The organism is Vibrio sp. CAU 1672, from assembly GCF_029223195.1.
Taxonomy (GTDB): domain Bacteria; phylum Pseudomonadota; class Gammaproteobacteria; order Enterobacterales; family Vibrionaceae; genus Vibrio.
Genome location: NZ_JARHUF010000026.1, coordinates 1 through 25,033, shown reverse-complemented (window position 1 = coordinate 25,033; position 25,033 = coordinate 1). Strand labels below are relative to the sequence as shown.

Sequence of the window (25,033 nt, the reverse complement as noted above, 5' to 3'; positions counted from 1 at the left end):
AATTAGTCAAATAAATACTTGACCGAAATGGTCGGGTATGTGACTATTCTATCCATTACAAACCATGTGGATACGGTGTGGTATGAAACTTACATCTAAAGGAAGATATGCAGTGACTGCCATGCTGGATGTGGCACTGCACTCGCAACAGAATCCAGTCCCATTGGCGGATATTTCAGAACGCCAGGGGATTTCGTTGTCTTATTTAGAACAGTTGTTTTCTAAATTGCGTAAAGCGGGCCTTGTCGCCAGCGTGCGTGGTCCTGGTGGCGGTTACCGACTTGGTGCGGATGCACACAGTATTGCCATTGGAACCGTTATCGCGGCAGTCGACGAATCGGTCGATGCCACCAAATGCCAGGGTAAAGGGGATTGCCAGGGGGGCACGCGTTGCCTGACTCACACATTATGGCGTGACCTGAGCTCTCGCATTAGTGACTTCTTGAATAACATCACTCTGGGTGAGTTGATGAGAGACAATGAAGTGCTTGAAATTTCTGATCGCCAGGATATTGATCTGGCGGTGACTCATGGGCTTTCAAATAAAAATACCACCGCCGCGCCCATCGGTGTAAACGTCCGCTCATAGCGGTCAGCCTTTTACATTGGAGTAGAGAATGAAACTGCCGATTTACCTTGATTATTCCGCTACATGTCCGGTCGATCCTCGTGTTGCTGAAAAAATGGTTCAGTACATGACGATGGACGGTACATTTGGCAACCCAGCCTCACGTTCGCACCGTTATGGCTGGCAGGCAGAAGAAGCGGTAGATACTGCTCGTGAGCAAATCGCTGACCTACTGAACGCGGATCCTCGCGAAATTGTATTTACGTCTGGAGCCACAGAGTCTGACAACCTGGCTATTAAAGGTGCGGCGCACTTCTATGCGAAGAAAGGTAAGCACATCATCACGTGTAAAACCGAGCATAAAGCGGTGTTGGATCCATGCCGCCAACTTGAGCGTGAAGGCTTTGAAGTGACCTACCTGGAGCCAGAATCAAACGGCTTGATTGACCTGAACAAGCTGGAAGCGGCCATGCGTGATGATACTGTACTGGTCTCTATCATGCATGTTAACAACGAAATTGGCGTGATTCAGGACATCGCGGCGATTGGTGAACTATGCCGTGCGCGTAAGATTGTTTTCCATGTCGATGCGGCACAATCGGCGGGCAAGTTGCCAATTGATGTACAGGAGATGAAAGTCGATCTTATCTCTCTGTCAGCACACAAAATTTATGGCCCTAAGGGTATTGGTGCCCTTTACGTCCGTCGTAAACCACGCATTCGCCTGGAAGCACAAATGCATGGTGGTGGCCATGAGCGTGGTTTCCGTTCGGGTACGCTACCGACCCACCAGATTGTTGGTATGGGTGAAGCGTTCCGCATCGCCAAAGAAGAGATGCAGCACGATTACGATCACGCACTGAAACTGCGTAACCGTCTGTTGGACGGCGTGAAAGATCTGGAAGCCGTCACGGTTAACGGTGATCTTGAGCAACGCGTACCACAAAATCTCAACATCAGTTTTGCCTTCGTAGAAGGTGAGTCGTTGCTGATGTCACTGAAAGATCTTGCAGTGTCATCAGGCAGTGCCTGTACTTCTGCGAGTCTCGAGCCATCTTACGTCCTTCGTGCTTTAGGCATGGATGATGAACTGGCTCACAGTTCAGTCCGTTTCTCATTTGGTCGTTTTACCACCGAAGAAGAAATTGACTATGCAATTGAACAAATCCGTGCTGCAGTGACCAAGCTGCGCGACATGTCTCCTCTATGGGATATGTACAAAGAAGGGATTGATTTGAGCACCGTTGAGTGGGCTCATCACTAATCTCAGGGATAGAAATAGAGGATTCGAGGAATTTATCATGGCATACAGCGAAAAAGTTATTGATCATTATGAGAACCCACGTAACGTTGGTTCGTTTGATAAAGAAGATCCGTCCGTAGGCAGCGGCATGGTCGGTGCACCGGCCTGTGGTGACGTGATGAAACTGCAAATCAAGGTGACACCGGAAGGTATTATCGAAGATGCAAAGTTCAAAACCTACGGATGTGGTAGTGCCATTGCATCAAGCTCACTGGTTACTGAGTGGGTGAAAGGCAAGTCAGTGGATGAAGCAGCTGCGATCAAAAACTCCGAGATTGCGGAAGAGCTTGAGCTGCCACCGGTGAAGGTGCACTGTTCGATTCTTGCTGAAGATGCAATCAAAGCAGCGGTTGCGGACTACAAAAAGAAACACCAAGAATAACTCATTCCTAATATAGTGGGGGCAGCCGCTCCCATTTCGTAATTTAGATAGACTAAGGTGCAGTATGGCCATCACATTGACAGAAACAGCAGCAACTCGCGTTAGATCATTCCTTGACAACCGGGGCAAAGGGATCGGTTTACGTTTAGGTGTGAAAACAACGGGTTGTTCCGGCATGGCTTACGTGCTTGAGTTTGTCGATGAGCTGAATGAAGGCGAAGATGAAGTGTTTGAACACTCAGGCGTGAAGATTATCATCGATAAAAAGAGCCTGGTGTACTTAGATGGCACTCAGCTCGATTACGTTAAGGAAGGGTTGAACGAAGGTTTTGAATTCAACAACCCGAATGCGAAAGGCGAATGTGGTTGTGGTGAAAGCTTCAACGTCTAATTGACTGACCTTCTGGATACATACCGTATCCGGAAGGCTTTACTAGGACCCGGTTTTAATGAATCACTTTGAATTATTTGGGCTACCAACTCAGTTTAAGCTGGATGGTAGCCTTCTTTCTTCTCAGTTCCTTGAATTGCAAAAACGCTTCCATCCTGACAACTTTGCAGCGGCATCCGAACGCGACCGCCTGATGGCGGTACACAAAGCGGCCCAGATTAACGATGCTTACCAAGTGCTGAAAAATCCGATCTCTCGCGCGGAGTATATCTTGGCAGAGCAGGGGACTGATATTCGTGGTGAACAGCATACGATGCAGGATCCGATGTTCCTGATGGAACAGATGGAACTGCGCGAAGAGCTGGAGCATATTGCAGACCGTGCCGATCCCGAGGACGAACTCTTTGACTTCGACAGCAAGGTAAGCAAAATGTACCAGCAGCACCTGCTAAGTGTTGAGCAAGAGTTGAATGATGGCCTCTGGGAACAAGCGGCGCAGCGCGTTCGTAAACTCAAATTTATTGCCAAACTAAAGAACGAAATTGAGTTAGTCGAAGATAAACTTCTCGGCTAATCAGCGAGACAAGGACCAATCATGGCATTACTTCAAATTGCAGAACCGGGCCAGAGCTCGGCACCTCATGAGCATAAGTTAGCGGCTGGAATCGATTTGGGGACGACCAATTCGCTGGTGGCGTCAGTACGCAGTGGCGATGCCGCGCCGTTGGCCGATGCTCAAGGGCGGAGTATTCTTCCTTCCGTCGTCAACTACGCTCAACCGACACCGTTAGTTGGTCATGAGGCCAAAGAACAAGCGGAATTGGATCCTAAGAACACCATCATTTCGGTAAAACGTCTGATCGGTCGTTCCCTGAAAGATATTCAGGCGCGTTACCCCTCTTTGCCTTATCAGTTTAAAGAAAGTGAAAACGGCCTGCCTGTTTTGCAAACCGCGCACGGGGAAAAGAACCCGATTGAAGTGTCGGCAGACATTCTTAAGGCGCTGGGCAAGCGGGCTGAAGAATCGCTGGGCGGGGAGCTGTCTGGGGTAGTGATCACGGTACCGGCATATTTTGATGATGCTCAGCGGGCCGGCACCAAAGACGCCGCTAAGCTGGCCGGCTTGCATGTACTGCGTTTGCTCAATGAGCCGACAGCTGCAGCCATCGCTTATGGCCTGGACTCAGGGCAGGAAGGCACGATTGCGGTCTATGACCTGGGCGGCGGAACCTTTGATATTTCGATATTGCGCCTGTCAAAAGGGGTATTCGAGGTATTGGCGACAGGCGGTGACTCTGCGCTGGGCGGTGATGACTTTGACCACCTGCTGGCTGAGTACCTTATGCAGCAGGCTGGCTTGGAAGCGCCACTGTCGGCAGAGAAAAACCGTACCCTGCTTAACATCGCGACTGCGACTAAGATAGCTTTTTCTGAGCAGGATAGTGTCGAGGTTGAGGTGTTTGGCTGGCATGGCCGGATTACTCGCGAGCAGTTCGAAGCGCTGATCCGCCCGCTGGTGAAGAAGACCCTGATGTCTTGCCGCCGTGCTCTGAAAGATGCGCAGGTTGCTGCGGATGAGGTCCTTGAAGTGGTCATGGTTGGTGGCTCAACGCGAACCCTGCTGGTGCGCGAGATGGTGGGCGAGTTCTTTGGCCGTACGCCGTTAACCAGCATCAATCCGGATGAAGTGGTCGCAATTGGCGCCGGTATCCAGGCAGATATCCTGGCAGGCAACAAGCCCGATTCGGAAATGCTGCTGCTGGATGTGATCCCGCTGTCACTGGGTATTGAAACCATGGGTGGGCTGGTGGAAAAAATCATTCCGCGTAATACGACAATTCCGGTTGCCCGTGCGCAGGAGTTTACCACCTTCAAAGATGGCCAAACGGCCATGAGTGTCCATGTGGTGCAAGGGGAGCGTGAAATGGTTGACGACTGTCGTTCTCTGGCGCGCTTTTCCCTGAAAGGCATTCCGCCAATGACCGCGGGCGCTGCGCATATCCGTGTCACTTATCAGGTTGATGCCGACGGTCTGCTTTCCGTTACGGCGATGGAAAAGAGCACCGGTGTACAATCTGAAATTCAGGTCAAACCATCTTATGGATTAAGTGATGACGAAGTGGCCAACATGCTGCGTGACTCGATGACTCATGCTCAGGAAGACATGCAAGCACGGGCACTGGCCGAGCAGCGTGTAGAAGCGGATCGTGTCATCGAAGGCTTGTTGGCGGCTATGCAGGCTGATGGTGATGAACTACTCTCAGAGCAGGAAAAGCAAAATTTACTCGCAGCGATTGAAGGTTTGATCGCGCTGCGTAACGGCGATAACGCCGATGCGATAGAGCAGGGGATCAAAGACACTGATAAAGTCAGTCAGGAGTTTGCTTCGCGTCGCATGGATAAATCGATTCGGTCTGCGCTGTCAGGTCAATCAGTAGATGATATTTAAGAGATAACAAGTTATGCCCAAGATTATTGTATTACCGAATCAAGAACTGTGCCCGGAAGGGGCGGTACTGGAGGCGGAGTCCGGTGAAACCGTACTGGATGTCGCACTGAAAAACGGCATTGCTATTGAGCATGCGTGCGAAAAATCCTGCGCCTGTACTACGTGTCACGTCATCATTCGCGAAGGGTTTGATTCGTTAGAAGAGAGTGATGAGCTGGAAGATGACATGCTTGATAAAGCGTGGGGTCTGGAGCCGGAATCGCGCCTGAGCTGTCAGGCTAAAGTGGCTGATGAAGACCTGGTGGTGGAGATCCCGAAATACACCCTGAACCACGCGTCGGAAGATCACTAAACTGTGCTCCGGGTTGCTTCCGGAGTGCAAACAAACGTTGAATTTGCTAAAGGAAGGTTAGCCATGAAATGGACCGATTCTCGTGATATTGCGATTGAACTGTGTGACAAGTTCCCGGATACCGACCCCAAAACAGTCCGCTTTACCGACTTATATGATTGGATTATGGCGTTGGATGGTTTTGATGACGATCCAAACCACTGTAATGAAAAGATCCTGGAAGCGGTGATCCTCTGCTGGCTGGATGAAGCCGACTAACCCCGGCCAGGTGGTAAAACATCGCTCAGTTAACAATTCTTGCTAAAAAACGCGGACCTTCGGGTCCGTTTTTTTATCAATTTGACATTTTTACCCTACATAATGCTAACATCGCCAAGTAATTAAAATAGAAGCGACATAGGCTATGTCGTTATAAGACAAGGAGAAACCATGTCTACACAGATGTCTGTATTTTTAAGCCAAGAACCAGCCGCGCCACACTGGGGCGATAAAGCTCTGCTTTCTTACGCCGAACAAGGTGTGACCATCCATTTGGGTGAAGGGCATGATCTTGGTGCGATTCAACGTGCAGCTCGTCAGCTCGATGGCCAGGGAATTCGTTCAGTGTTACTTTCTGGAGAGGGCTGGGATCTCGAGAGCGTCTGGGCTTTTCATCAAGGTTACCGCAATGCCAAAAAACACGGCACCTTAGAGTGGGCTGAACTGGCCGACGATCAGCAGGCGGAACTGCTGGCACGTATCACAGCCACCGACTTTACCCGCGATATCATCAACAAACCGGCGGAAGAAGTCGCACCACGCCAACTGGCGACCATGGCGGCTGAGTTCATTAAATCGGTCGCACCACAAGGTACGGTAAGCGTACGTATTGTGAAAGACAAAGATTTGCTGGCTGAAGGCTGGGAAGGTATTTACGCCGTTGGTCGTGGTTCAGAGCGCACCTCGGCAATGCTGCAACTCGACTATAACCCGACCGGTGATGAGAATGCACCAGTCTTTGCCTGTTTAGTCGGTAAAGGGATCACCTTTGACTCGGGTGGTTACAGCATTAAGCCATCGAACTTTATGGCGGCGATGAAAGCGGACATGGGCGGCTCGGGCACTATCACCGGTGGTCTGGGGCTGGCGATCCTGCGTGGCCTGAACAAGCGGGTGAAACTGATCCTATGCTGCGCGGAAAACATGGTGTCGGGGCGAGCACTTAAGCTCGGTGACATCATCCGCTACAAAAACGGTAAAACCGTTGAGATCATGAACACCGACGCTGAGGGTCGTCTGGTGTTGGCTGATGGTCTGATTTATGCCAGTGAGCAGAACCCTGAGTTGATCATTGACTGTGCGACCCTGACCGGCGCGGCGAAGAACGCTCTGGGTAATGATTATCACGCTCTGCTGAGTTTTGACGATGAGCTGTCTCACCAGGCACTGACTGCTGCTAACCAGGAGAAAGAAGGCCTGTGGCCGTTGCCTCTGGCCGATTTCCACCGCGGTATGCTGCCATCAAGTTTTGCGGATTTATCGAACATCAGCTCGGGTGATTACTCGCCGGGTGCAAGCACTGCGGCAGCGTTTTTATCGTATTTTGTTGACGATTATAAAAAGGGCTGGCTGCATTTTGACTGTGCAGGTACTTACCGCAAATCGGCTTCAGATAAGTGGGCGGCCGGTGCCACCGGGATGGGCGTTCGTACCTTGGCTCGCTTGCTTAATGAGCAGGCCGGGAAATAGCTTTCAGCCAGTGCTGGCTTTGCCAGCACTGGCTGACCCAGGTTAAGTGCAAACGCCGGATACCATTGTGTGCCCTTAAGTAGAGGGTCGGCATTGTAGAGTGGCCTCAGTCACTCCGCCAACATTATTATTACAAGTAAAAGGAAACTTTATGGCTCTAGAAAGAACGTTTTCAATCATTAAACCAGACGCGGTCAAACGTAACCTGATTGGTGAAATTTATCATCGAATCGAGCGAGCGGGACTACAGGTTATTGCCGCGAAAATGGTGCACCTTACTGAGGAGCAGGCGAGCGGTTTTTACGCCGAACATGAAGGTAAAGAGTTTTTTCCTTCGTTGAAAGAGTTCATGACATCAGGTCCGATCATGGTTCAGGTGCTGGAAGGGGAAAGCGCCATTGCCCGCTACCGTGAACTGATGGGTAAAACCAATCCAGAAGAAGCGGCCTGCGGTACGATTCGCTCGGATTACGCTTTGAGCATGCGCCATAATTCGGTTCACGGTTCAGACAGCCCTGAGTCCGCAGCACGTGAGATTGAATACTTCTTCCCTAGCTCTGAAATCTGCCCGCGTTAGCCGCCCCGCTTTCGCGCGTTGAGCAGCCTGATGATGGGGTTGCCTACCTGAAAGGTTAAGCCACGGCAGAGCACCCGGCTAACTGAAGTGTTGGTGGCAAGCCAGATGAATACCAAGCCTCGAAGTGTTTCGAGGCTTTTTCTTTTCCGCCCCGCGAGGATGAGTGCCTGAGGGGTGATTGAAATTTAACCACAGTTATTTTAAGACCTTAACAAACCAAGGGGTTTACAGCCCTTGTTGTGGCTGCATAAAGGCTGTACAATTCGCGCCCTTATTCTTGATTCAGTCATTGAGAGGCAACATGAGCACTGAAAAAATCAATCTACTCGACTTTGATCGCAAAGGCATGCGTCAGTTTTTCGCAGAAGAACTCGGCGAGAAGGCGTTTCGTGCTGATCAGGTTATGAAGTGGATCTACCATTTCGGTGTGGATGACTTCGAGAAGATGACCAACATCAACAAGAAGCTGCGTGAAAAGCTACAGCACAGATGTTGTATCGTCGCCCCGGTGGTATCGGAAGCTCAGCACTCGTCAGACGGGACCATTAAGTGGGCCATGCGCGTTGGCGATCAGGACGTTGAAACGGTATACATCCCTGAAGATGACCGTGCCACGCTGTGTGTTTCTTCTCAGGTGGGCTGTGCGCTGGAATGTAAATTCTGTTCGACCGCTCAGCAAGGCTTTAACCGCAACCTGAAGGTTTCTGAAATCATTGGCCAGGTGTGGCGTGCCGCGCGTGAAATCGGCCTGGAAAAAGAAACCGGCCGTCGCCCGATCACTAATGTGGTGATGATGGGGATGGGTGAGCCGCTGTTGAACATGAAAAACTTAATTCCGTCATTGGAAATCATGCTGGACGATCTCGGATTTGGCCTGTCCAAGCGGCGTGTGACCGTGTCGACGTCAGGGGTGGTTTCTGGTCTTGACCAGATGACGGGTAAGATCGACGTGGCGCTGGCCATTTCTCTGCACGCGCCAAACGATAAGCTGCGCAGTGAAATCATGCCAATCAATGATCGCTGGGACATCGAAGATTTTCTCGGTTCCGTGCGCCGTTACATTGCGTCGTCGAACGCCAACCGCGGCAAAGTGACGGTCGAGTATGTGTTGCTGGATCATGTCAACGATGACATGGACCATGCCCGTGAGCTGGCAGAGTTGTTGAAAAATACACCATGTAAAATCAACCTGATCCCATTCAACCCGTATCCAGGTTCGCCTTACAATAAGCCAAGCAACTCGCGCATTGATCGTTTCCAGAAAACCTTAATGCAATATGAGCACACCGTTACCGTGCGTAAGACCCGCGGTGATGATATTGATGCAGCATGTGGTCAGTTGGTGGGCGATGTGATTGACCGGACCAAACGGACTGCTGAGCTAAAAGCGTCACGCGGTGCGCAAACTATCGAAGTGAAAGCGGTCTAAGCCGGTTTTATTTGTTAATAGCCAGGGTGATTACCCTGGCTATTTTGTTTGTCGCCAAGCTCAGCGGGTTCCTTTCTTGAGTTCTTTAGCGAGAAACCACGAATATTGTGTCATTTTTTGGACAAAAGCTTGAGCGATCTGTTAATTTGGTAGCAAAGCATTTTTGCCTGAAAGAGATATTCGCTTATTATGACAAGCGTATATACAATGCACTGACAATTCTCGGTATTTTCTCACATACGCTGTGCTGGATGTTTGCAGGGTGGGATTTCACTATCTGGCAGCAGAGAATTATTTGAAACGCTATTGGTGAACACGTTCGGGCTGGCTATCTTTAACGGTAGCTGAAGAACAAAAATAAACAAACCACAACCGTGTTGGCCGCTAAATGGATTAAAACCACAGTTATGACAGAACACGAAAGTACGAATGACGCACCGCTTTCCATCGAAGCCGGTACATTGCTGAAAAACAAACGCGAATCGTTAGGTATGACGCAAAAGCAAGTTGCAGATCGCCTGAGGCTTCGCGTTTCAGTTATTGAAGACATCGAAAACAACCAGTTTGACTCCCACCTGGTGGCGACGTTTATCCGCGGCTACCTGCGTTCTTATGCCAAGCTGGTGTCACTGGATGAAAAGCTGGTGTTGGCTGCCTTGGAGCAGTCGGGCGGTGCACAGCATCAAGAGCAAGAGATGCAGAGCTTTTCGCGCAAAACCAAGCATGAAAAACACAACAGCCGAATTATGTTGCTGACCTGGGCGATTGCCCTGATCATCCTGGGGATTTCTGCCATCTGGTGGTGGCAAAACCAGCAGGAAAACAGCCTGGCGCAAGTGGTTAATGAAGCCAGTGTGGAAGAGGCCACCGCAGCCGGCGATATGGATGAGATTGATTTGCTCACCGTCGACGAGGTTATTGCCAGCACACCTGCAGAGAGTGTCGCGGTGACTGAGTCAGTGGCAAACGAAGCGGCTGATTCAGTCGCAGACTATGCCGCTGAAGTGCCGTCAGAGCCAGAAACAGTGAGCAGTGACGCTGCAACAGGGCAAGCGGCCACGCAACAACCAACTCCTGCTGAATCTCAGCCGGACAGTCAAACAGACATCCCTGAGCCTCAAACCCAGCAAGCCGTTACGCTTGTCCCTGAAGGTATGACTGCTTTAACCATGTCGTTTGCTGCGGATTGCTGGATTCAGGTAAAAGACGCCAATGGCAAGACACTGGTAAGCGGGACCCACCGGCTTGGGCAGAAGGTTGAACTGGCTGGCGAAGCACCGTTTAAAGTGATACTGGGCGCGCCGGAAGGCGTAACAATGATATTTGCAAGTGAACCTGTCGACCTTTCTGGGTATACTTCAGGCAAAGTAGCCAGATTCACTCTACCGTTATAAAAATTATGCAACACGATTCTCCAATTATTCGTCGTAAATCGACGCGTATCTATGTGGGTGATGTACCAATTGGTGATGGTGCACCAATTGCAGTACAGTCAATGACCAACACTCGCACGACTGATGTGGAAGCCACAGTCGCACAAATCCGGGCATTAGAAAAAGTAGGCGCTGACATTGTACGTGTGTCTGTACCTACGATGGATGCGGCGGAAGCCTTTAAGCTGATCAAACAGCAAGTATCTGTGCCACTGGTGGCAGATATTCACTTTGACTATCGCATTGCGCTGAAAGTCGCAGAGTACGGCGTAGACTGTTTGCGTATCAACCCGGGCAACATCGGTAACGAAGAGCGTATTCGCTCGGTGGTCGACTGTGCTCGCGATAAAAACATTCCAATCCGGATTGGTGTCAATGGCGGTTCTTTGGAAAAAGATCTGCAGTTGAAATACGGTGAGCCGACGCCTGAAGCTCTGGTGGAGTCGGCGATGCGTCACGTGGATCATCTGGATCGGCTTAACTTTGATCAGTTCAAAGTAAGCGTGAAGGCATCCGATGTATTCCTGGCGGTGGATTCCTACCGCCTGCTGGCACAGAAAATAGATCAACCACTGCATCTGGGTATTACCGAGGCAGGTGGGGCGCGTGCCGGTGCGGTGAAGTCGTCTGTCGGCCTGGGTATGCTGTTAGCCGAAGGTATCGGTGATACGTTGCGTGTCTCTCTGGCGGCTGACCCGGTAGAAGAAATCAAAGTCGGTTTTGATATCCTCAAGTCCCTGCGTATCCGCTCGCGCGGTATTAACTTTATTGCGTGCCCGAGCTGTTCTCGTCAGGAGTTTGACGTCATTGGTACGGTTAACGCCCTGGAAGAGCGTTTAGAAGACATCATCACACCCATGGATGTGTCGATTATCGGCTGTGTGGTTAACGGTCCTGGTGAGGCAGAAGTTTCCCATCTGGGTCTGGCTGGCAGCAACAAGAAGAGTGCGTTCTACGAAGACGGCAAACGCCAGAAAGAACGCTTCGACAATGATGATCTGGTTAACCAGCTGGAAGCGAAAATCCGGGCGAAAGCGGCTCAGATGGAAGAGCAAAACCGCATCAACGTCAAAATAAAAGATTAATCTCAACGAGTATTACGGTAAGCATTGTGGCAAAAACAATCCAAGCAATTCGAGGCATGAACGATTGCCTCCCAACTCAATCACCACTGTGGCAGAAATTAGAAAACACAGTGAAAAATGTAATCAGCGCCTACGGTTATAACGAAGTGCGCATGCCAATTGTTGAGATGACGCATCTATTCAGCCGTGCTATCGGTGAAGTAACCGATGTGGTTGAGAAAGAGATGTACACTTTCGAAGATCGTAATGGCGACAGCCTGACCCTTCGTCCTGAAGGAACTGCTGGCTGTGTGCGTGCAGGGATCGAAAATGGTTTGCTGTACAACCAGGAGCAGCGCTTGTGGTACATGGGCCCGATGTTCCGTCATGAGCGCCCGCAGAAAGGCCGTTACCGCCAGTTCCACCAATGTGGTGTGGAAGTGTTTGGCCTCAATGGCCCAGATGTTGACGCAGAGCTGATTATGATGACGGCGCGTCTGTGGCGTGAACTGGGCATCGATAAGCACGTTCGCCTGGAGCTGAACTCGATTGGTTCGCTAGAAGCGCGTGCCAACTACCGTACTGCTTTGATCGCATTCTTAGAGCAACACATGGATGTTCTGGATGAAGACTGCAAGCGCCGTATGCATACTAACCCGCTGCGCGTTCTTGATACCAAGAACCCTGATGTTCAGGCGATTTTAGGTGATGCACCTCGCCTTTCTGATTACTTAGATGAGGAATCTAAGCAACATTTCGCTGGTCTGTGTGAACTTCTTGATGCCGCTGGCATCGAATACACAGTTAACGAGCGTCTGGTTCGTGGTCTGGACTACTACAACCGCACCGTATTTGAGTGGATCACTGAAAGCCTGGGTGCACAAGGCACTGTTTGTGGTGGTGGTCGTTACGACGGTCTGGTTGAGCAACTGGGTGGTAAGCCTACCCCAGCAGTCGGCTTTGCTATGGGGCTGGAGCGTTTGGTTCTGATGCTGGAAACCTTAGAGCTGACCGAGGTACGTCGCAGCGTAGACGTTTATGTCGTAACGGCTGGCGAAGGCACTATGATGGCGGGCATGAAGCTGGCTGAGCAACTGCGTGAAGCAGTATCTGGCGTGCGTGTGATGAACCACTTTGGTGGTGGTAACTTCAAAAAACAGTTTAAACGCGCAGACAAAGTCGGTGCGGTTGTCGCTCTGGTTCTGGGCGAGAATGAAGTCGCGGATAACACCGTAGTAGTAAAAGACTTGGTAGGCGGTGAGCAACAAACCTGTAATCAGGCTGATGTTGCTGAAAAGATCGCCACACTGATTTAAGTCTTTTTACCCGAGAAAGATTACATCCTGATTCGTAACGATAAGGCTCCCAAGATAGGAGCCTTTCGACGAAAAAGGAACAATGGCAGCCAGACTGCCATTTACATGTTTTAAGAGGACAGGAAGTGGAACTTTACGATACTGAAGAACAACAAGTTGAAGCCATTAAAGACTGGTGGAAGGAAAACGGCAAAGCCGTCATCATCGGTGCGGTTGTTGGTTTAGGTGGTCTGTTTGGCTGGCGTTACTATCAGGATTCTGTAACCCAGGCGAGTGAAGCTGCTTCCCAGAGTTACACCACTGCGATGAATGCGTTGCAGGCGCAGGGCGTTGAGTCGGCAGCAGAGGTTCAAGCTTTCATCAACAGCAACGAAGTCAAAGAGTACTCAGTGCTGGCGGCGATGCAGTTGGCAAAAGCGCAGATTGAAGCGCAAGACTTGTCAGCAGGTTTACAGCAACTGAAGTGGGCGCAAAGCAATACTCAGGATGCAGCACTCGCACCATTAATTGGTTACCGCATCGCCCGTCTGGAAGCAGAGCTGGGCAACTTTGATGCTGCTAAAGCGGAGTTGGACAAAGTTACTGACAGTACCTGGACCGGTCGCATTGCAGAGCTACGCGGTGACATTGCCCTGCGTCAAGGCGATAAAGAGGCGGCTTACACTGCGTATACTGAAGCTCAACAAGCGGCGGATGCTAGCCCAACATTGCAAATGAAATTGGACGATCTGGCGAAATAAGGACCGCAGCGGATGAAAAGAGTCTTCAGTAAAGCCCTATTGGGTGCTTTGACGGTGGGCATTCTCGCAGGCTGTGCCGGTGAAGAAGACACGATCGTAATGGCACCATTGCCGCAGGTCGACAGTCAGTTTACCCCAAGCAGTGAGTGGAGCGCCTCGATTGGTGATGGCGTTGGCCATTATTTTTCTAAACTGGCCCCGACTTACGCTGATGGTAAATTGTTTATTGCCAGCCGTAATGGCTTAGTTAAAGCGCTGGATCCGGAAAGTGGCACCACTTTGTGGGAGAACAATCTGGAGCAGGATGTGATTGCACGCCTGTCGGGCGGGGTGACGGCTGCTTACGGGCAGATTTACCTTGGTTCTGAAAATGGGGAAGTGATTGCGCTCGATCAAGCAAGCGGTGAAGTGTCGTGGCGTGTGGCCGTGGGGGGGGAGGTGCTGGCTAAGCCGGTAGCCGATTCCGGGCTGATTATGATCAACACCAGCCGTGGCACCTTAGTTGCGCTGGATCAGGCCAGTGGCGAACAGCGCTGGGCAATCAGTACTGAAGTGCCAAATCTGACCTTACGCGGTGACAGTACGCCGACCGCGATTGGTGGCGGGGTGTTCTGGGGAACCGCCAATGGCCGCCTGGCCGCTGCGATTGTTGAGCGTGGCCAATTGATCTGGCAGCAACCGGTAGGCACGCCGAAAGGCGCAACCGAGATCGACCGCCTGGTTGATGTCGATGCCTCACCTATCGTATTGGGTGGGACGCTTTTCACAGTGGGTTACAATGGTCAGTTGATTGCGATCGACTTGCGTTCAGCCAATCCGCTGTGGAAACGTAATTACTCATCAGCAAATGATTTGGCCACCGATGGTAGCCGTATCTTTGTGATCACGGATACCGACCACCTGGTTGCGGTTGATGCCCGCAGTGGTACTGAACTGTGGCAAAACAAACGGCTGGAGCACCGTCAGTTAACCGCGCCGGTGATCGTTGATAATTACCTGGTTGTGGGTGATACCCTGGGTTATCTCCACTGGATTGACCGGGCCAGTGGTGAGTTTGTTGCCCAGCAGTTTATCGATGACAGTGGTTTTGCCGTAGGGCCAACCCCATTAGGGGATGGCTACGTGATCACTACCCGTAATGGCGATGTAAAGAAACTAACCATTAACGAATGATATCGTGATATAATTCACAATCGGCTCCTGGCTGGCAACAGTTAGGGGCCGTTTTATTGCTTAAATTTATTATCCTGACGTGGTTATAGGTAAAAAGCTGGTTTGAGTTGGCATCAAGCAAGTCGTTACCTATAACTACAGAAGAAAGATTATTGTAGAGGTTGTTATGGTACCTGTTGTTGCTCTGGTTGGGCGTCCTAATGTAGGTAAATCTACGTTATTTAACCGATTGACTCGTACTCGTGATGCATTGGTGGCGGACTTTCCAGGCCTGACGAGAGACCGTAAGTATGGCCAGGCAAAGCTTGGTGAAGAACATGAATTTATCGTGATTGATACCGGCGGTATTGATGGCACGGAAGAGGGGGTTGAGACCAAAATGGCTCAGCAGTCGCTTGCTGCGATTGATGAAGCGGATGTGGCTTTGTTCCTGGTTGATGGTCGTGCAGGCCTGACGTCTGCCGATGAGGCGATTGCGGCACATCTGCGCAAAATGGAAAAGCCAGCGATGCTGGTGGTCAACAAAATTGATGGTATTGACGCCGATGCGGCGTGCGCCGATTTCTGGCAACTGGGCGTGGATGACATGTATCAGATTGCAGCGGCGCATGGTCGTGGTGTCACCGCGCTATTAGAGCGTGCTCTGGCCCCGTTTTTTGATGATTTGCTGAACCCAGAAGAGGCGGAAAGCGGTCAGATCGAAGATCTGACAGAATTTGAAGATGCTGAAGCCGCAGTGGAAGAGTACACCGAAGAGGATGCTGAGGCGGAGTTTAAGCGCCTGCAGGAACAACCGATCAAGTTAGCGATCATCGGCCGTCCGAACGTTGGTAAGTCGACCCTGACCAACCGTATTCTGGGTGAAGAGCGCGTGGTTGTGTATGACATGCCGGGTACCACACGAGACTCTATCTACATTCCGATGGAACGAGATGGCCGCGAATACGTCATCATTGATACTGCCGGAGTACGTCGTCGTGGCCGTATTAATGAAACCGTAGAAAAATTCTCTGTGGTTAAGACATTGAAAGCGGTTGAAGATGCCAATGTGGTTCTGTTGGTGATCGATGCACGGGAAAATATTTCCGATCAAGATTTAAGCCTGTTGGGCTTTGCGCTTAATGCCGGCCGCTCTATCGTGATTGCGGTGAACAAGTGGGATGGTCTGGATAGCGACGTCAAAGAACACGTTAAGAAAGAGCTGGATCGCCGTTTAGGTTTTGTCGATTTTGCACGTATTCACTTTATCTCTGCGTTGCATGGTACCGGAGTCGGTCACCTGTTCGAATCGATTGAAGAAGCGTACAAGTCTGCCACCACACGTGTTGGGACATCGGTACTGACCCGTATCATGAAGATGGCGACAGAAGATCACCAGCCACCAATGGTACGCGGACGCCGGATCAAACTGAAGTACGCGCATGCGGGCGGATACAACCCACCTGTCGTGGTGATCCACGGTAATATGGTGCGTGAACTGCCAGACTCCTACAAACGTTACCTGATGAATTACTTCCGTAAGTCACTGGAAATAATGGGAACACCGATCCGGATCAATTTCCACAACAGTGATAACCCATTTGAAGGCCGTGCCAATAAGCTGACGTTATCTCAGGAGCGTAAGCGTAAACGTATGATGTCGGCGGTCAAAAACCGCAATAAATAATTTTGCATGATTTCCCAATACCCAAGTTTATACTTGGGTATTTTTTTATAGGAAGATAGTCCAGCATGAAAGTCACTCCTACCCGTATCTCGTTCTGTCATCAGACCTGGCAGTCACAAGTGAATATTCAATATGTCGAAAACCATGAGCAATCGACGTATGTCATTACCGATGCGACCCCCTTTCACCCGGTAAGCCATATCTGGCCGGATCACCCTGCAGATACCGGCGTGCTCATCGCTGGGAATCACGAGGTGCCTGTGTTGGACTGCCAGGTCGGCGCTGTCGAACTGGACTCTGGTCAGCTGTATGTTGGCGCGGCGATCCCGGTTAAGCGGGATACTGAGGGCTGGGTATTTGTGGTGGTGCATTGCCTGGCGCTGACGAACACTTTGTGCGTAGGTGACCAGGTGACACTCGTTGTCGATAAAGCGTATCAGCAGGCGCTTAGCCGCGGACACACGGCCGGACACTTAGCTTATCTTGCGCTGAACAAGGTGTTGGCCGAGGATTACTGGCGTAAAGATGCAGAACGTAAAGACCCCCATGGTTACTGTGACTTCAACAGTTATGCGCAGGTGACGAGCTTTGTCACCGAGGATAAATGTCTGGATACCTACCGTTTAGGTAAAACATTGCGAAAAAGAGGCCTAAACAGCGCAGATATGCTGTCCGACCTGAAACAGATTGAAGCTAAGGTCAACACTCAGCTGATGGAATGGCTGGCAAAGCCGGTGCCGGTTGTTATCGACTGCCAGGGGCCGAACCTGACTGACTCGCGCTACTGGCAGTGTGATTTGGGTGAAGGACAGACCGCCAGCATCCCTTGTGGTGGAACGCATTGCTGCCACTTAAATGAGTTGGCTGCGATTGAGGTAACGTTAGTTGAAGTGGATGGACAGACTGTCGAAATGCATACCAATGTAACGGCGGCAAATTGATGACTGCTATTTTATTAAATTCTTAATCTTTGTTTTATAATGCCACCAATTGGTGTTTATGTCTGTTTTAAATGCAAATACAGAACATGTAACTTATGCTTTCGGTATGTGGTGATATAAATATTCTTTTCAGGGCTGATCGCTGATCAAAGGGGAATAATCAAATGATCAGTTAAGGATCTTTTAGGCAGGCTGGCGACGGTTATGTGATTTAGTTACCTGCGAAACGTTTACATATATATTAAAATTGTTGACTATTAAAACATAACAATAACAATTTATTGGAAGCCAGCCCCTATATGAACAAGGATAGACTGTTAGACGCTCATCGTTCAGTCAATCGATTATTAGCAAAGCTTGCACTTGGAATGGACCGAAGTCAGCTAAATAAAAAAGTGATCATGCTGAGTGAACATTTATTCGGTCAAAGAAAAGCCTCAATATTACGATTGCATCCTGAACACAGTACATTGCATCTTGAGTATGCTCCGCACCTGCCTGATTTTTATAATCAAGCCATAGAAGGTGTATTGATCGGGCCTGAAACCGGTTCTTGTGGTGCCGCTGCGTATTTAAAACAGACCGTGGTGGTGAGCAATATTAACCAACACCGCAACTGGGCGCCATTTTTGGAATTGACCCGCAGTGCCAACCTGCACGCGTGCTGGTCGGTACCCATTGTCGCTACTGATGGAAATGTATTGGGTACGTTCGCGATTTACAGTGAACAGCCTTCAGAGCCCCATGCTTATGAACTGGAAGTGTTAGAGATGCTTGCGGCGCTCTACTCGGTTGCTCTGGAAAAGTTTCGCCTCGAAGAACAACTTCACTTTCATGCCAGTCGAGACCCTCTGACTCATTGTTTTAACCGCCGTGCATTGCTTGCAGAAGTGGATCGTAAAATTAACCGTGACTGCGTTCGTAGCTCGGTGGTCGGGTGTTTCTTTGTTGATATTGATCAGTTCAAGTACATCAATGATCGTTTTGGTCATGAGGCCGGGGATCAGGTATTGGTGTTTCTGGCTAAGCATTTAAAGCAACTTTTTCGATCATGTTCGGTCATTGGTCGCTATGGCGGGGATGAGTTTGTAGCATTTAGCTGTTTTCCGGATCTGCAGGCTTACCATGCGTTTGCCGCGCAAATAACGGATGAACTCAACCAAATCTGCCGCCTGGAAGAGTATTATGTACGGGCCAGTGTCGGCGCCGCTTCCAGTACGATGAGTGAGCGTGCTGTGCTGCAGAAATTAATCCAACAGGCCGATTTGGCGATGTATCGTACTAAACGAGCTAAGCGAGCGTGATTAAGATCAAAGCCCATTTATCACTTATGATTAGTATGATAGCAAAGTCGATTGATCAAAATAGTAGGGGTTATCATGCAGCAAAATACGTGTCCAACGTGTAATGTCGAGTTGGAGTGGACCGGGCAATATCACTGTAGCCAGTGTCATACGGACTATAAAAAAATCGGCTTTTGTCCCGATTGTAATGCGGAACTGGAGAAGCTACAGGCGTGTGGAGCGGCGAACTATTTTTGCAACAGCTGTAATGAACTCAAATCAAAATCTCGGGTTCGATTTGAGTTTCACAAACTAGATGCTTAAACAGTAGGGACTAATTGACGGTTGAGCGAATTTCGCCATCGGATAAGCGGGTGACCAGAGTGTCACCCGTTTTTACATCTGACGCCTGGGTGATGACTTGCCCTGACTCCGTCTGGGTGATCGAGTAACCGCGTTTTAACGTGGCCAGTGGACTGACGGTATCCAGCTTTTCCGCAGCGATGGCCAGTTGGTGGCGCAGGGTCAGTAACCGGCGGTCCATGGCATCCTGCAGTCTTTGTTCCGTGCGCTCAAGTTTTATTTTCTGCTCGCTCACGCGTCTGATCGGCGAGTGCAACTGTAAACGGTGCTGCATACGTTCAATGTTCTGCTGGCGGCGGTCAACAAGGTTCACCATAGCTCGCTGCAAGCGCAGTTGCAGCTCATCAAGTTGTTGCGCCTGGCGCTGCAGTTGATGGCTCGGATGCTGGCGATCCAATTGATGCGTTAACTGACTTAAATGGTGTTTTTGAGCAGCCAGATAGTAACGCAGGGCACTGGCCAGTTTGTGTTGACGGGTCGTCAATGCCTGGGCTTTATGGCTGTTGTCACGACTGACAAGCTCGGCCGCCGCTGATGGCGTGGGGGCGCGAACATCGGCAACAAAGTCAGCAATCGTTACATCGATTTCATGACCAACCGCACTGATGATAGGAATTTGGCTGGCGGCAATCGTCCGTGCCAGAATCTCGTTGTTGAAACACCAAAGGTCTTCTAACGAACCACCGCCACGGCCGACGATCAGCACATCACACTCGTTGCGGCTGTTGGCTCTTCCTATCGCCTGCGCAATTTTGATTGCGGCCTCTTCCCCCTGCACCATGGTTGGGTAGACCACCACCGGCAGGGAAGGATCACGGCGTTTTAATACGTCTAAGATATCGTAAAGCGCGGCACCGGTTTTAGAGGTGATCACCCCAACACGCTCAGGATGTTCTGGCAGTGGCTGCTTATTGGTTTGGGCAAACAAACCCTCCGCAGCGAGCTTCAGCTTAAGCGCTTCAAACTCTTGTTGCAGACGACCGTCCCCTTCTGGCTGCATGCTTTCGATGATCAGTTGATAGTCACCACGTGGCTCGTAAAGAGACAGGCGGGCTTTAACTAATACTTGATTACCGTTAGCAGGCTTGAAAGTGACGCGACGATTGTTACCACGGAACATGGCACACTTAACCTGAGCGCGGGAATCTTTAAGCGTGAGGTACCAGTGACCAGAGACAGGAGCTGAGAAGTTGGATATCTCTCCGACAAGCCAGACAATGCCCATTTCATTTTCAAGCAACAGACGCACTTCGGCATTGAGACGAGAAACAGTGAAGATGTTTTGGTTGGGCTGGGAGAGCACAGCTAATCTCGTAGACGTGAGTATGGAAATTAGCGGCAATATAATACATAGCAAGGGGGTAATTGCAAGAAAAAAATTAAAAAAATTTGTAGTCAAGCGATTGCCTTGAACGTATAATCCCTCCGCAATATCTAATCCAAATGTAGCCAACAACCTAAAACTGGTTACCCTCATTATGCGAAACGATGAGACTGGATTGTTCTTTTTACTCCTCTAATTGTGAGATATTGCAAATGCTAAGAATTGCCAAAGAAGCGCTGACATTCGATGACGTACTACTCGTGCCAGCTCACTCCACCGTTCTCCCAAACACAGCTGATCTTCGCACTCAGCTTACTAAGAACATCACCCTAAACATCCCAATGATTTCAGCGTCTATGGACACTGTGACTGAAGCTCGTCTGGCTATCGCGCTAGCGCAAGAGGGTGGCATTGGCTTTATCCACAAAAACATGTCTATTGAGCAGCAAGCGGCTGAAGTTCGTAAAGTTAAGAAGTTCGAAGCGGGTGTGGTGAGCGATCCGGTTACGGTTAACCCGGATGCGACCATCGCTGACGTGGTGGCACTGACTGACAAACACGGCTTCGCTGGTTTCCCTGTAGTAACAGAGAACAACGAGCTTGTAGGCATTATCACTGGTCGTGATGTGCGCTTTGTTACTGATCTTTCTAAAAAAGTGTCTTCAGTAATGACGCCTAAAGAGAGTCTGGCTTCGGTTAAAGAAGGTGCGACTCTGGAAGAAGTGCAAGAAAAAATGCACGAAGCACGCGTAGAGAAAGTGCTGGTTGTGAACGACGAGTTCAAACTAACCGGTATGATCACTGCAAAAGACTTCCAAAAAGCAGAGCGTAAACCAAACGCCTGTAAAGATGAGCGCGGTCGTCTGCGTGTTGGCGCCGCCGTTGGTGCTGGCGCAGGTAATGAAGAGCGTGTTGCGGCACTGGTTGAAGCGGGCGTTGACGTGCTACTTATCGACTCTTCACACGGCCACTCAGAAGGTGTGCTACAACGTATCCGTGATACACGTGCGGCATACCCGGATCTAGACATCATCGGTGGTAACGTTGCGACAGGTGCGGGTGCTAAAGCACTGATTGAAGCAGGCGTTAGCGCAGTGAAAGTCGGTATCGGCCCTGGCTCTATCTGTACAACTCGTATCGTAACGGGTGTTGGTGTTCCTCAGGTTACTGCTATCGCAGATGCGGCAGAAGTTGCCAACTCATACGGTATCCCGGTTATCGCTGACGGCGGTATCCGTTTCTCGGGTGATATCTGTAAAGCTATCGTAGCCGGTGCATCATGTGTGATGGTTGGTTCTATGTTTGCAGGTACGGAAGAAGCACCAGGTGAAGTGATTCTTTACAACGGCCGTTCTTACAAAGCTTACCGTGGCATGGGCTCTCTGGGTGCGATGTCTCAAGGTTCTTCTGACCGTTACTTCCAGTCTGACAACGCCGCAGACAAACTGGTACCGGAAGGTATTGAAGGCCGTATTGCTTACAAAGGTCGCCTGAAAGAGATCGTACATCAGCAGATGGGTGGTCTACGTTCGAGCATGGGCCTGACTGGCAGCGCTACTATCGAAGTTATGCGTACTAAAGCTGAATTTGTACGTATCTCTGGCGCAGGCATGCAAGAGTCTCATGTACACGACGTTCAAATTACTAAGGAAGCGCCAAACTACCGTTTGGGTTAATCAACGTTCACTCGTTTTTGCTTAGCAAGAACCGAACGTAAACGTTTGCTTTTTCCTTGAAGCATTAATAAGAGGCGGGTACACTCGCCTCGGTTTTAATCACTTAGCCTAAAAGACTGCTCAAAATGACGAAAAATATTCATGACCAACGTATTCTGATCTTGGACTTCGGTTCTCAGTACACTCAGTTAGTTGCACGCCGCGTCCGTGAAATCGGCGTTTACTGTGAACTGTGGAGCTGGGACGTTGAAGAAGCGGATATTCGTGAGTTCAATCCAGATGGCATTATCTTATCTGGTGGCCCGGAAAGCGTAACGGAAGAAAACTCGCCACGCGCTCCTCAATATGTGTTTGACTCAGGTGTTCCTGTACTTGGCGTATGTTACGGCATGCAAACCATGGCTGAGCAGCTAGGTGGTAAAGTTGCCGGCTCGAACGAGCGTGAGTTCGGCTACGCACAAGTTAAAGTTTCTGGTGAATCTGCTATCTTCAAAGATCTTGAAGAAACTCAAGACGTATGGATGAGCCACGGTGACAAAGTAGTAGAAATCCCGGCTGACTTCGTCAAAGTCGGTGAGACAGACACTTGCCCGTACGCGGCAATGGCGAATGAAGAGAAAAAATACTACGGCGTTCAGTTCCACCCAGAAGTAACGCACACCAAAGGCGGTCTACAAATGCTGGAGAACTTTGTTCTTGGCGTATGTGGCTGTGAGCGTCTATGGACGTCTGAATCTATCATCGAAGACGCAGTTGCTCGTATTAAAGAGCAAGTGGGTGACGACGAAGTGATCCTGGGTCTGTCTGGTGGTGTTGACTCCTCTGTCGTTGCAATGCTGGTTCACCGTGCCATCGGCGACAAGCTAACCTGTGTGTTCGTAGATAACGGCCTGCTTCGTCTTAACGAAGGTCAACAAGTAATGGATATGTTCGGTGACCAGTTTGGTCTGAATATCATCAAAGTTGACGCGGAAGAGCGTTTCCTAAAAGCACTTGAAGGCAAATCGGATCCAGAAGAGAAGCGTAAGACCATCGGTCACGTATTCGTAGACGTATTTGATGAAGAGTCTAAGAAGCTGAAAAATGCGAAATGGCTGGCACAGGGTACTATCTACCCAGATGTTATCGAGTCAGCAGCATCTAAGACTGGTAAAGCGCACGTGATCAAATCACACCACAATGTGGGTGGTCTTCCTGATGACATGGAAATGGGTCTGGTTGAGCCACTACGTGAGCTGTTTAAAGATGAAGTACGTAAGATCGGCCTGGAGCTTGGTCTGCCATACAACATGCTTTACCGCCACCCATTCCCAGGTCCTGGCCTGGGTGTTCGTGTTCTTGGCGAAATCAAGAAAGAATACTGCGACTTGCTGCGCCGTGCTGACGCAATCTTCATTGAAGAGCTACACGCTGCTGACCTATACAACAAAGTGTCTCAGGCATTCACAGTATTCCTACCAGTTCGCTCGGTAGGCGTAATGGGCGATGGCCGTAAGTACGATTGGGTGGTATCACTGCGTGCAGTAGAAACCATCGACTTTATGACGGCACACTGGGCGCACCTGCCATACGACTTCCTGGGTAAGGTTTCTAACCGCATTATCAACGAAGTAGATGGTATTTCTCGCGTGGTTTACGATATCTCAGGTAAGCCGCCAGCGACCATCGAGTGGGAATAATTTCCTGCTAGATGCATCATTTTTAAAAGCCAGCCTTCGGGCTGGTTTTTTTGTAGTCGCGCTGGGGGGCTCTCTGACGTAACGCTGAAAGGCGCCAGTTGGCAAAGACTAACCGAGGCGGTTATAACGGGTAACTCCATTAGGCAGGGCACGAGGAAGTCATATACCCGTTAATGTCAATCCGGCCTGGCCGGTTCGGCACTTTGTGACGAAAAATGGCTCGGTTTTTTATGATGCCCAACACAGAGCAATTGGTTTTTATGATGATATATTTTATCGAAAAATGAAGCGTAATCAGCCTAACTATCTACAAAGTTCAGTGTTTTTAGTAGGAGCTATTTTTGTCTTGCTGAGTGTGCATTTATGCAATCTTAAATTGCGAATTCAAGATCTATCTTTTTTATTGAACCTGACTAAACTTCGCGCGTAAATCTTATCAACATTTTTGAAAATAGGTACGCGTACATGTCTACTAAACTGGCTAACCCAGCACCGTTAGGTCTTATGGGTTTCGGTATGACCACCATTCTGCTTAACATCCATAACGCAGGATTTTTCCCAATTGACTCTATGATCCTGGCAATGGGTATCTTCTACGGTGGTCTTAGCCAAGTACTTGTTGGCATGATGTGCTTTAAGCGTGGTGATACTTTCGGTACCACCGCGTTTACTTCTTACGGTCTGTTCTGGCTAACGCTGGTTGGTCTGATCGTAATGCCACACATGGGCCTGCCAGCCAGCCCGGCCAGCTTCATGGGTTGGTACCTGTTGCTGTGGGGTATCTTCACTGGTTTCATGTTCATCGGTTCTCTGTGCTACCCGGTAGCCAAACAGGTAGTATTCGGCTCTCTGACTATCCTGTTCTTCCTGCTGGCGGCACGTGACTTCACTGGCAGCGAGCTTATCGGCACTATCGCCGGTTTTGAAGGTATTTTCTGTGGCGCAAGCGCGATCTACTTTGCGATGGCACAGGTACTAAACAACGAGTACGGTCGTACCGTACTGCCAATTGGCGAAAAGCAAAAGCCTCTAGTGGCAACACAAGAAATCGCTGCGTAATTGCCAGTCAATAGCATTGACCCGTCCTGATATGGGTTGACACTTTTTAACTAAAACGCTCGATGTACTTCATCGGGCGTTTTGTATTTCAAAGCCGTATGAGGCCTCATTTGATTATAGATCTCTACGGATTCTGC

Annotated in this window: 25 protein-coding genes; 23 read left to right on the top strand and 2 right to left on the bottom strand. The window is 49.8% G+C overall.

The genetic code is table 11. The features are described 5' to 3' along the window. Positions 1 to 82: 82 nt before the first annotated feature. From iscR to P2G85_RS17960, 20 genes are all read left to right on the top strand, one after another. Entirely contained in the window at positions 83 to 589 is a 507-nt protein-coding gene (iscR, locus tag P2G85_RS18055; RefSeq protein ID WP_275865464.1) for a Fe-S cluster assembly transcriptional regulator IscR, read from the top strand. A 28-nt stretch (positions 590 to 617) separates the two neighbouring features. Next, entirely contained in the window at positions 618 to 1,832 is a 1,215-nt protein-coding gene (locus P2G85_RS18050) for an IscS subfamily cysteine desulfurase (RefSeq protein WP_275865463.1), read from the top strand. A 37-nt stretch (positions 1,833 to 1,869) separates the two neighbouring features. Next, positions 1,870 to 2,253 carry a Fe-S cluster assembly scaffold IscU gene (gene iscU / locus P2G85_RS18045; protein WP_005381718.1) on the top strand — a complete coding sequence of 128 codons (384 nt, stop codon included), beginning with the start codon at positions 1,870 to 1,872 and terminating at the stop codon, positions 2,251 to 2,253. A gap of 64 nt (positions 2,254 to 2,317) precedes the next feature. Further along, positions 2,318 to 2,644, top strand: a complete 327-nt coding sequence (gene iscA, locus P2G85_RS18040) for an iron-sulfur cluster assembly protein IscA (protein ID WP_275865462.1) — start codon at positions 2,318 to 2,320, stop codon at positions 2,642 to 2,644. Between the two features lie 58 nt (positions 2,645 to 2,702). Further along, positions 2,703 to 3,218 (top strand): co-chaperone HscB, encoded by a 516-nt coding sequence (gene hscB / locus P2G85_RS18035; RefSeq protein WP_275865461.1) that lies wholly within the window; start codon positions 2,703 to 2,705, stop codon positions 3,216 to 3,218. A gap of 21 nt (positions 3,219 to 3,239) precedes the next feature. Continuing rightward, a complete protein-coding gene (hscA, locus tag P2G85_RS18030) occupies positions 3,240 to 5,093 on the top strand; it encodes a Fe-S protein assembly chaperone HscA (RefSeq protein WP_275865460.1) in 1,854 nt (617 codons plus the stop codon). Between the two features lie 13 nt (positions 5,094 to 5,106). Further along, positions 5,107 to 5,445, top strand: coding sequence for an ISC system 2Fe-2S type ferredoxin (gene fdx / locus P2G85_RS18025; RefSeq protein WP_275865459.1), 339 nt, complete (start codon positions 5,107 to 5,109; stop codon positions 5,443 to 5,445). A gap of 63 nt (positions 5,446 to 5,508) precedes the next feature. Further along, a complete protein-coding gene (gene iscX, locus P2G85_RS18020; protein WP_275865458.1) occupies positions 5,509 to 5,703 on the top strand; it encodes a Fe-S cluster assembly protein IscX in 195 nt (64 codons plus the stop codon). Between the two features lie 171 nt (positions 5,704 to 5,874). Then, positions 5,875 to 7,173, top strand: a complete 1,299-nt coding sequence (gene pepB, locus P2G85_RS18015) for an aminopeptidase PepB (RefSeq protein WP_275865457.1) — start codon at positions 5,875 to 5,877, stop codon at positions 7,171 to 7,173. A 151-nt stretch (positions 7,174 to 7,324) separates the two neighbouring features. Next, positions 7,325 to 7,750 (top strand): nucleoside-diphosphate kinase, encoded by a 426-nt coding sequence (ndk, locus tag P2G85_RS18010; RefSeq protein ID WP_275865456.1) that lies wholly within the window; start codon positions 7,325 to 7,327, stop codon positions 7,748 to 7,750. 301 nt (positions 7,751 to 8,051) lie between these two features. After that, the gene (locus P2G85_RS18005) at positions 8,052 to 9,179 is read left to right on the top strand and encodes a bifunctional tRNA (adenosine(37)-C2)-methyltransferase TrmG/ribosomal RNA large subunit methyltransferase RlmN (RefSeq protein WP_275865455.1); all 1,128 of its coding nucleotides are present in this window, start codon (positions 8,052 to 8,054) and stop codon (positions 9,177 to 9,179) included. Between the two features lie 407 nt (positions 9,180 to 9,586). Continuing rightward, positions 9,587 to 10,573, top strand: coding sequence for a cytoskeleton protein RodZ (gene rodZ, locus P2G85_RS18000; protein WP_275865454.1), 987 nt, complete (start codon positions 9,587 to 9,589; stop codon positions 10,571 to 10,573). A 5-nt stretch (positions 10,574 to 10,578) separates the two neighbouring features. Continuing rightward, the gene (ispG, locus tag P2G85_RS17995; protein WP_275865453.1) at positions 10,579 to 11,697 is read left to right on the top strand and encodes a flavodoxin-dependent (E)-4-hydroxy-3-methylbut-2-enyl-diphosphate synthase; all 1,119 of its coding nucleotides are present in this window, start codon (positions 10,579 to 10,581) and stop codon (positions 11,695 to 11,697) included. Between the two features lie 26 nt (positions 11,698 to 11,723). After that, positions 11,724 to 12,992, top strand: coding sequence for a histidine--tRNA ligase (gene hisS / locus P2G85_RS17990; RefSeq protein ID WP_275865452.1), 1,269 nt, complete (start codon positions 11,724 to 11,726; stop codon positions 12,990 to 12,992). A gap of 125 nt (positions 12,993 to 13,117) precedes the next feature. Continuing rightward, positions 13,118 to 13,732 (top strand): YfgM family protein, encoded by a 615-nt coding sequence (locus tag P2G85_RS17985; RefSeq protein WP_275865451.1) that lies wholly within the window; start codon positions 13,118 to 13,120, stop codon positions 13,730 to 13,732. Positions 13,733 to 13,744: 12 nt separating this feature from the next. Continuing rightward, positions 13,745 to 14,905 (top strand): outer membrane protein assembly factor BamB, encoded by a 1,161-nt coding sequence (gene bamB, locus P2G85_RS17980; protein ID WP_275865450.1) that lies wholly within the window; start codon positions 13,745 to 13,747, stop codon positions 14,903 to 14,905. 166 nt (positions 14,906 to 15,071) lie between these two features. Further along, the gene (der, locus tag P2G85_RS17975) at positions 15,072 to 16,571 is read left to right on the top strand and encodes a ribosome biogenesis GTPase Der (RefSeq protein WP_275865449.1); all 1,500 of its coding nucleotides are present in this window, start codon (positions 15,072 to 15,074) and stop codon (positions 16,569 to 16,571) included. Positions 16,572 to 16,636: 65 nt separating this feature from the next. Then, positions 16,637 to 17,512 (top strand): alanyl-tRNA editing protein, encoded by an 876-nt coding sequence (locus P2G85_RS17970; RefSeq protein ID WP_275865448.1) that lies wholly within the window; start codon positions 16,637 to 16,639, stop codon positions 17,510 to 17,512. Positions 17,513 to 17,811: 299 nt separating this feature from the next. Further along, the gene (locus tag P2G85_RS17965) at positions 17,812 to 18,816 is read left to right on the top strand and encodes a sensor domain-containing diguanylate cyclase (protein ID WP_275865447.1); all 1,005 of its coding nucleotides are present in this window, start codon (positions 17,812 to 17,814) and stop codon (positions 18,814 to 18,816) included. Positions 18,817 to 18,891: 75 nt separating this feature from the next. Further along, entirely contained in the window at positions 18,892 to 19,119 is a 228-nt protein-coding gene (locus tag P2G85_RS17960; RefSeq protein ID WP_275865446.1) for a zinc ribbon domain-containing protein, read from the top strand. A 10-nt stretch (positions 19,120 to 19,129) separates the two neighbouring features. Here P2G85_RS17960 and xseA read toward each other — a convergent pair whose 3' ends face one another. Beyond that, positions 19,130 to 20,461 (bottom strand): exodeoxyribonuclease VII large subunit, encoded by a 1,332-nt coding sequence (xseA, locus tag P2G85_RS17955; RefSeq protein ID WP_275865445.1) that lies wholly within the window; start codon positions 20,459 to 20,461, stop codon positions 19,130 to 19,132. Positions 20,462 to 20,694: 233 nt separating this feature from the next. On the opposite strand from xseA, the gene guaB reads away from it, so the two are divergent. From guaB to P2G85_RS17940, 3 genes are all read left to right on the top strand, one after another. Beyond that, positions 20,695 to 22,158: an IMP dehydrogenase gene (guaB, locus tag P2G85_RS17950; protein ID WP_275865444.1), complete on the top strand. Its 1,464-nt coding sequence runs from the start codon at positions 20,695 to 20,697 to the stop codon at positions 22,156 to 22,158. 125 nt (positions 22,159 to 22,283) lie between these two features. Next, positions 22,284 to 23,837, top strand: a complete 1,554-nt coding sequence (gene guaA, locus P2G85_RS17945) for a glutamine-hydrolyzing GMP synthase (RefSeq protein ID WP_275865443.1) — start codon at positions 22,284 to 22,286, stop codon at positions 23,835 to 23,837. Between the two features lie 465 nt (positions 23,838 to 24,302). Further along, positions 24,303 to 24,896 (top strand): acetate uptake transporter, encoded by a 594-nt coding sequence (locus P2G85_RS17940; protein ID WP_275865442.1) that lies wholly within the window; start codon positions 24,303 to 24,305, stop codon positions 24,894 to 24,896. 50 nt (positions 24,897 to 24,946) lie between these two features. On the opposite strand, the gene P2G85_RS17935 is transcribed toward P2G85_RS17940, so the two are convergent. Next, positions 24,947 to 25,033: integrase core domain-containing protein (locus tag P2G85_RS17935; RefSeq protein ID WP_141107335.1), on the bottom strand; the 87-nt coding region annotated here is incomplete at its 5' end.

Coding starts and splice junctions, on each gene's coding strand:
- iscR (WP_275865464.1), top strand. CDS start 83: ATGAAACTTACATCTAAAGGAAGATATGCAGTGACTGCCATGCTGGAT.
- P2G85_RS18050 (WP_275865463.1), top strand. CDS start 618: ATGAAACTGCCGATTTACCTTGATTATTCCGCTACATGTCCGGTCGAT.
- iscU (WP_005381718.1), top strand. CDS start 1,870: ATGGCATACAGCGAAAAAGTTATTGATCATTATGAGAACCCACGTAAC.
- iscA (WP_275865462.1), top strand. CDS start 2,318: ATGGCCATCACATTGACAGAAACAGCAGCAACTCGCGTTAGATCATTC.
- hscB (WP_275865461.1), top strand. CDS start 2,703: ATGAATCACTTTGAATTATTTGGGCTACCAACTCAGTTTAAGCTGGAT.
- hscA (WP_275865460.1), top strand. CDS start 3,240: ATGGCATTACTTCAAATTGCAGAACCGGGCCAGAGCTCGGCACCTCAT.
- fdx (WP_275865459.1), top strand. CDS start 5,107: ATGCCCAAGATTATTGTATTACCGAATCAAGAACTGTGCCCGGAAGGG.
- iscX (WP_275865458.1), top strand. CDS start 5,509: ATGAAATGGACCGATTCTCGTGATATTGCGATTGAACTGTGTGACAAG.
- pepB (WP_275865457.1), top strand. CDS start 5,875: ATGTCTACACAGATGTCTGTATTTTTAAGCCAAGAACCAGCCGCGCCA.
- ndk (WP_275865456.1), top strand. CDS start 7,325: ATGGCTCTAGAAAGAACGTTTTCAATCATTAAACCAGACGCGGTCAAA.
- P2G85_RS18005 (WP_275865455.1), top strand. CDS start 8,052: ATGAGCACTGAAAAAATCAATCTACTCGACTTTGATCGCAAAGGCATG.
- rodZ (WP_275865454.1), top strand. CDS start 9,587: ATGACAGAACACGAAAGTACGAATGACGCACCGCTTTCCATCGAAGCC.
- ispG (WP_275865453.1), top strand. CDS start 10,579: ATGCAACACGATTCTCCAATTATTCGTCGTAAATCGACGCGTATCTAT.
- bamB (WP_275865450.1), top strand. CDS start 13,745: ATGAAAAGAGTCTTCAGTAAAGCCCTATTGGGTGCTTTGACGGTGGGC.
- der (WP_275865449.1), top strand. CDS start 15,072: ATGGTACCTGTTGTTGCTCTGGTTGGGCGTCCTAATGTAGGTAAATCT.
- P2G85_RS17970 (WP_275865448.1), top strand. CDS start 16,637: ATGAAAGTCACTCCTACCCGTATCTCGTTCTGTCATCAGACCTGGCAG.
- P2G85_RS17965 (WP_275865447.1), top strand. CDS start 17,812: ATGAACAAGGATAGACTGTTAGACGCTCATCGTTCAGTCAATCGATTA.
- P2G85_RS17960 (WP_275865446.1), top strand. CDS start 18,892: ATGCAGCAAAATACGTGTCCAACGTGTAATGTCGAGTTGGAGTGGACC.
- guaB (WP_275865444.1), top strand. CDS start 20,695: ATGCTAAGAATTGCCAAAGAAGCGCTGACATTCGATGACGTACTACTC.
- guaA (WP_275865443.1), top strand. CDS start 22,284: ATGACGAAAAATATTCATGACCAACGTATTCTGATCTTGGACTTCGGT.
- P2G85_RS17940 (WP_275865442.1), top strand. CDS start 24,303: ATGTCTACTAAACTGGCTAACCCAGCACCGTTAGGTCTTATGGGTTTC.